At 59.8% G+C, this 6,079-nt stretch carries 6 protein-coding genes; 5 read left to right on the top strand and 1 reads right to left on the bottom strand.

The window, feature by feature from the left end:
• Positions 1-247 precede the first annotated feature (247 nt).
• Complete coding sequence (locus ASG35_RS13555) at positions 248-760, bottom strand: winged helix DNA-binding protein (RefSeq protein ID WP_056357845.1); 513 nt, start codon at positions 758-760, stop codon at positions 248-250.
• A 156-nt stretch (positions 761-916) separates the two neighbouring features.
• On the opposite strand from ASG35_RS13555, the gene pxpB reads away from it, so the two are divergent.
• The 5 genes from pxpB (at position 917) to ASG35_RS13530 (ending at position 5,208) form a co-directional block, all read left to right on the top strand.
• Complete coding sequence (pxpB, locus tag ASG35_RS13550) at positions 917-1,570, top strand: 5-oxoprolinase subunit PxpB (RefSeq protein WP_056357842.1); 654 nt, start codon at positions 917-919, stop codon at positions 1,568-1,570.
• Complete coding sequence (locus ASG35_RS13545) at positions 1,567-2,598, top strand: biotin-dependent carboxyltransferase family protein (protein ID WP_056357840.1); 1,032 nt, start codon at positions 1,567-1,569, stop codon at positions 2,596-2,598. The genes pxpB and ASG35_RS13545 overlap by 4 nt, the downstream gene beginning before the upstream one ends.
• 21 nt (positions 2,599-2,619) lie before the next feature.
• A complete protein-coding gene (gene pxpA, locus ASG35_RS13540) occupies positions 2,620-3,372 on the top strand; it encodes a 5-oxoprolinase subunit PxpA (RefSeq protein ID WP_056357837.1) in 753 nt (250 codons plus the stop codon).
• Positions 3,373-3,535: 163 nt separating this feature from the next.
• Positions 3,536-4,255: a DUF969 domain-containing protein gene (locus ASG35_RS13535; RefSeq protein WP_056357834.1), complete on the top strand. Its 720-nt coding sequence runs from the start codon at positions 3,536-3,538 to the stop codon at positions 4,253-4,255.
• The gene (locus tag ASG35_RS13530) at positions 4,252-5,208 is read left to right on the top strand and encodes a DUF979 domain-containing protein (protein WP_056357831.1); all 957 of its coding nucleotides are present in this window, start codon (positions 4,252-4,254) and stop codon (positions 5,206-5,208) included. The genes ASG35_RS13535 and ASG35_RS13530 overlap by 4 nt, the downstream gene beginning before the upstream one ends.
• Positions 5,209-6,079: the final 871 nt, after the last annotated feature.

Here is a 6,079-nt window from a genome sequence, read left to right as displayed (position 1 = left end):
CTCGCGGGTTCCACGGCATGGTCGGATTCGAGGCAGTTGGACTGCCCGAAAGTGTCAACCATGTCTCCGCACACCTGTCAGCTATGTCTCCGGTCTAAACAGCCGTTGGACAAAGAAATGAAGTCCCGCCACGGACAGTGGCTAACAGTGATGAAGAGATTAGCTGCGACAGAACCCGCGAAAGCCTAAGCAGCAACGACCCGGCATCAACCCCAATCCCACCCCAACCCCAAGTGCGAACGAAAACCTATAGCGAGGCTGCGGCCCTCGCCGCCGTGTCATACAACCCCGAAGCATTCCGCAGCAACTGCGCCGCCTCCCCGATCTGCTCATTCGAAAGCCCGCTCTCCTTCAGCGCGCTGATCAAACAACTCTCCCGCACTTCGCGATACTTCCCGCACAACTCGCGCCCCGCCAGCGTTGCGGAAAAGAACACTTCCTTCCCCACTTTTTCGCTCGCCACATACCCCCGCGCCATCAGCTTCTTCAAGGCATAGCTCGCAACGTGCGTGTCCTCTATATTGAGAACAAAGCAGATATCGGCGATCTTTTTCTTGCGGTCACGATGACTGACATGATGCAACAGCGATACTTCCACCGCCGTCATGTCCTTGGCGCCCGCCGCCGACATGCAGCGCACCATCCATCGGTTGAAGGCGTTGCCCGCCATGATCAAGCCGTACTCGAACTCGGATAATTCCGCGCTGGTTTCGGATACGAGATGCTCGGAGGAAACAATCTTGGTCGGGTGGCGAGGCATGGCGTTCAACGAAATAATGTGCCATTGAGTGTAGCGCAACGCTCGAAATTTCAATAACTAGTACACACTCTTATTGATAAATTGTTGATAAGTTATTGACAATGTACATTCCGAAGATCGAATCGAGGCGCGACCTCGACCAACGGCAAGGTCAGCATGACATCACCCAAAATTTATCCACTCGGCGACAGCGCGCTGGTCTGCGAAGCCCCTGCCCCGGCAACGCTCGAATGCCAGCGCCGAATCTGGGCGCTCGCCGACGCGGCGCGGCTCTGGCCGAACATCGTGGAAGTGGTGCCGGGCATGAACAACCTGACACTCGTCTTCGATCCGCTGCAAACGGAGCAAACCGCCCTCGCGCTGACACTTAAAACCGCCTGGGACGAGGCGCTCGAGGCGGATGTCGGGACCACTGAAATCGAAATTCCCGTGCGTTACGGCGGGACGGACGGGCCGGATCTCGCGGCGCTGGCGAAGCACCTGAAATTGAGCATCGATGAACTCGTGAAGCGCCACACGCAAGCCGATTACATCGTGTTTTTCCTCGGGTTTCAGCCGGGATTTGCGTACCTCGGCGGGCTGGATCCGACGCTCAACGCGCCGCGTCACCCGAAACCGCGGCTGGAAGTGCCGGCGGGATCGGTGGGTATCGGCGGGGAGCAGACAGGCATCTATCCGGCGGTGTCGCCCGGCGGCTGGCAGTTGCTCGGACGCACCGACGTCAAGCTTTTCGACCCCGCGCGCAACCCGCCCACGTTGATGCAGCCAGGCGATCACGTGCGTTTCACCGCGCTGGAGGTGCTCGCATGATCGACGTGATTCGCGCCGGCATGCTGTCTTCAGTGCAGGATCTCGGGCGTCAGGGTTACAGGCACCTGGGCGTGAGTTCGGGCGGGGCGCTCGACGCTTTATCGCTGGAAATTGGCAACCGGATCGTGGGCAACCGGCCGGATGCAGCGGGTATCGAACTGACGCTCGGACCGGCAACGTTGAAATTCACGCGCGCGACGCGCATCGCGATCACGGGAACGGATTTCGGCGCGACTCTCGACGATAAACCCGTCTACTCGTGGTGGAGCCTGCCGGTTCAGGCCGGCCAGGAACTGACGCTGCGAGGCGCGCGACACGGCATGCGCGGCTACGTTTGCGTGGCGGGCGGTATCGACGTTCTCCCCATGCTCGGTTCGCGCAGCACGGATCTCGGCGCGTGTTTCGGCGGTCTCGGCGGCCGGGCATTGCGCGACGGCGATCGTCTTGCGACCGGGGTGCCGCAGCCGCAGAAAAACGGCGCGTTCTCGCCGACGGGCGTGGCGTTCGGCGTAAAAGCGCCCGCGTGGTGCAAGTTCGTCTACGTGGAAGAACCGTTGCGGCGCGGCAAACATACGCCGGGCAACGCGTGGTCGCTGCCGGTGCGGGTCTTGCGCGGTCCCGAATACGAGACTTTCACGAAAACGGCGCAACACGATTTCTGGGACGAAGAGTGGACCATCACGCCGAACAGCAACCGCATGGGTTTCCGGCTCGCGGGAACGGTGCTGGAACGTACCGATAAAACCGATCTGCTCTCGCACGCGGTGCTGCCTGGAACGATCCAGGTTCCGCCGAACGGCCAGCCCATCGTGCTGATGGGCGACGCTCAAACTACCGGCGGATATCCGAAGATCGGATCGGTAATCCGCGCCGATCTGTGGAAACTCGCGCAAGCGCGGTTGAACGGCGGTGTACGGTTTATCGAAACAACGGCGGAGGCCGCGCGCCACGCACTGGCCGAAGAGCGCATGTATGTGAAACAGGTCGAATCGGCGATCGCGATGCACGCCGAGCGCTACGACCGATAAATAAACGTGAAAGGAAGGACCATGGAAATCGATCTGAATGCCGATCTCGGCGAAGGTTGCGGCTCCGACGAAGCGCTGCTCGACCTCGTGAGCTCGGCGAATATTGCGTGCGGCTGGCATGCGGGCGGCGCCACGGCCATGCGCGAATGCGTGCGCTGGGCGGTCGCGAAGGGCGTGGCGATCGGCGCGCATCCGAGCTTCAACGATCCCGAGAATTTCGGGCGCAAGGAAATGGATATTCCGGCATCCGAGATTTATGCCGGCGTGTTGTATCAGCTCGGCGCGCTGGCCGCGATTGCCAAAGCGGAAGGCGGCAAGATCGCGCACGTGAAGCCGCACGGCGCGCTCTACAACCAGGCCGCGAAGAATCCTGAAATCGCCGAGGCGATTGTCTCCGCCATCCACGACTTTGATTCGTCGCTGCTCGTGTTCGGCCTGGCAAACAGCAATCTCGTCGATGCCACCCGCAAGGCGAACATGGCTGCCATCGAAGAGGTGTTTGCGGATCGCGGGTATCGCGCGGATGGATCGCTCGTGCCGCGCAAAGATCCGGGCGCGTTGCTCGACGACGAAGAAGCGGTGCTTGCGCGCACGCTCGCGATGGCAACGGAACGGCGCGTGCAGGCCGTCAGCGGCGAATGGGTGCCGATCAACGCGCAAACCGTCTGCCTTCACGGCGACGGCGCGCACGCACTCGCGTTCGCCCGGCGGATTCGCGGCGCGCTGCAAACGGCGGGTATTCAAGTGCGTGCGGCTCACGCGCAAACCGCTTGAACGGAAGTAACCACGTCGCACCAAATCAACGCCTCGGGTCAACACGAGGCGTTTTAGCAAGCGGCCATAGAACCGCTTTTCGTCTAGCCGATGGAATGGGCCACTCAAAGCAAGCGGCCCGTCCAGCGGCGGCAAGTCAATTACCCGAGCTTTGGAGATCTGAATGGGAACCGCAGTCAACCTATGGCCGCTGATCGGAGTGGCCGTCATCATCGTGGGATTCATCCTGCGCTTCAATCCGATGCTGATCGTGGCCGCCGCCGCCATCGTCACCGGGCTGGCGGCGCATTTTCCGATCGATCGCATTCTGACTGCCATCGGCACGGGGTTTCTAAAGACGCGCAATATCCCGCTGATCATCTTGTTGCCGCTTGCCGTGATCGGCTTGCTCGAACGGCACGGTCTGCGTGAGCGCGCGCAGATCTGGATCTCGGGCATCAAGGCCGCGACCGTCGGGCGGCTGTTGATCGTCTATTTGCTGATTCGTGAACTCACCGCCGCCGTTGGCCTGACGGGTTTGGGCGGTCATCCGCAGATGGTGCGTCCGCTGCTCGCGCCCATGGCCGAAGGCGCGGCCGAAGCCCGTTACGGCAAGATCTCCGATGAAACCCGCTACACGCTGCGCGCTTATTCCGCCGCGACGGACAACGTCGGCCTGTTCTTCGGCGAGGACATTTTCGTGGCGTTCGGCGCCATCGTTTTGATGACTACCTTTCTGCGCGAGGCGGGCATCGTGGTCGAACCATTGCACGTAGCCGTTTGGGGTATCCCAACCGCCATCTGCGCATTCCTGATCCACGGTTTCCGGCTCTGGCTGCTCGATCGGCGGCTGACGCGTGAACTCGGCGCGCTGACCAAGAAAGTTCGCGGAGAAACGGCATGACGCTCACGATCAACTACCTGTTCTATTTGCTCGGCGTGGTGCTCGTGATCGTCGCGGGCATGATTTACGTCGATAAAACCCATCCGCGCCGTCTCACCGCCGGCACGTTCTGGCTGGTTTATGCGCTGATTTTTCTGATCGGCGACTGGTTGCCGGCGAATGTCGTCGGCGTGCTGGTCATCGCGATGGCGCTGATTGCAGGCCTTGGAGGCGTCACCGCCGCCAAGCCGAGGATGCTTTCGGAAGAAACCCGCCGCAAGACCGCGATTCGGCTTGGCAACAAACTTTTCGTTCCGGCGCTGACCATTCCGGTGGTGACCGTGGTGTTGACGCTGGCCGCAAGCCATCTGATGTTTGGCGGCAAGCCGTTGCTCGATCCGAAGAACGTCACGCTGATTGGCTTTGGGATTGGTTGTATCGTCGCGCTGGGTGTGGCGTGCGTGATGACACGCGATACCGTCGGTCAATCCATGAAGGAAACGCGCCGTCTCGTCGATGCTCTTTCGTGGGCTGCCGTGTTGCCGCAAATGTTGGGCATGCTCGGGCTGGTGTTTTCCGACGCGGGCGTGGGCAAGGCGGTCGCGCATGTGACGACGGCTTACGTGAACCTGGATTATCGGTTGGTCGCGGTGGCTGTTTATTGCGTGGGAATGGCGCTCTTCACGATGGTCATGGGCAACGGATTTGCGGCGTTTCCGGTGATGACTGGCGGCGTGGGCGTGCCGATTTTGGTCGGCGTATTTCACGGCAATCCGGCGACGATGGTTGCTATCGGCATGTTTTGCGGTTATTGCGGGACGCTCATGACGCCGATGGCCGCGAATTTCAATATGGTCCCGGCGGCGTTGCTCGAGTTACCCGATAAGAATGCGGTGATTAAAGTGCAAGTGCCGACGGCGCTGTCGTTGTTGGTTGTGAATATCTTCTTGTTGAACTGGTTGATGTTTATTTGAGTGAGGCAGGGGCGGTGCAGGGGTGGTCGAAATGCGCTGAGCGCCCGATGCCACGTCGCCTTGCCATGTTCTCTGCTGAAACGACAAGGCCCGCATACGTGCGGGCCTTTAATTTAGGCGCTTGGCGGCGCGTCGGGATCTCGTTCTGTCGTGATTGAAAGTTGGTCTTTTAGACACTGCGACCTGGACGCAAGAGTAAGCAATACCATTCCGCTAGGCGTCGGGCAAAATCAGCCAATGGAACGTGGAACGTAGAGATAGCGTTTGTTTCCCGTTATAGACGGTCACGCTGCACGTCTGAAGTTCATTAGCATGGCGCGCCTTGCTTCCGTATTATCGGCGTCGTCGCTGAAACTGAGGTGTTGCACTTTGGGCGATACGTAGCGGTAGCCGTTGCAGCGTATTAATTCGGTCGTCATCCTGATTATTGAGTTGTTATAACGCCCAATACGCTAACGCACTTTTGCGCGCTCACATCGCAAAAAGGGCGAAGCAAAAACAGCAGAATTTGCAACCTTAAAGATTCCCGACAGAGCGGAAAATTAACTCAGTTGGCTAGCGCGCGCAGCGGGGATGTTTGGTTAGTGGATTCCCACGCTGGTGGCGAAGCGTGTGGGTATCCGTGAACGGAGTGGGAGGGTTTCAGCCGAACGTGGTTATGCGCTGAGGGTACTTCTTGCGTGCCAAGCAGTTAAAAACTGCACGCTGTGGACACTTAAGAATTAGCGGTTGGGAGGCGTTTTCTTTGCTTCGTTTCTTTGTCGCCGTTGTGTTTAGACCGGAGACATAGCTGACAGGTGTGCGGAGACATGGTTGACACTTTCGGGCAGTCCAACTGCCTCGAATCCGACCATGCCGTGGAACCCGCGAG

Source organism: Burkholderia sp. Leaf177, from assembly GCF_001424345.1.
Taxonomy (GTDB): domain Bacteria; phylum Pseudomonadota; class Gammaproteobacteria; order Burkholderiales; family Burkholderiaceae; genus Caballeronia.
Note: the sequence above shows the minus strand (reverse complement) of the source record. Positions and strands in the feature narration are given on the sequence as shown.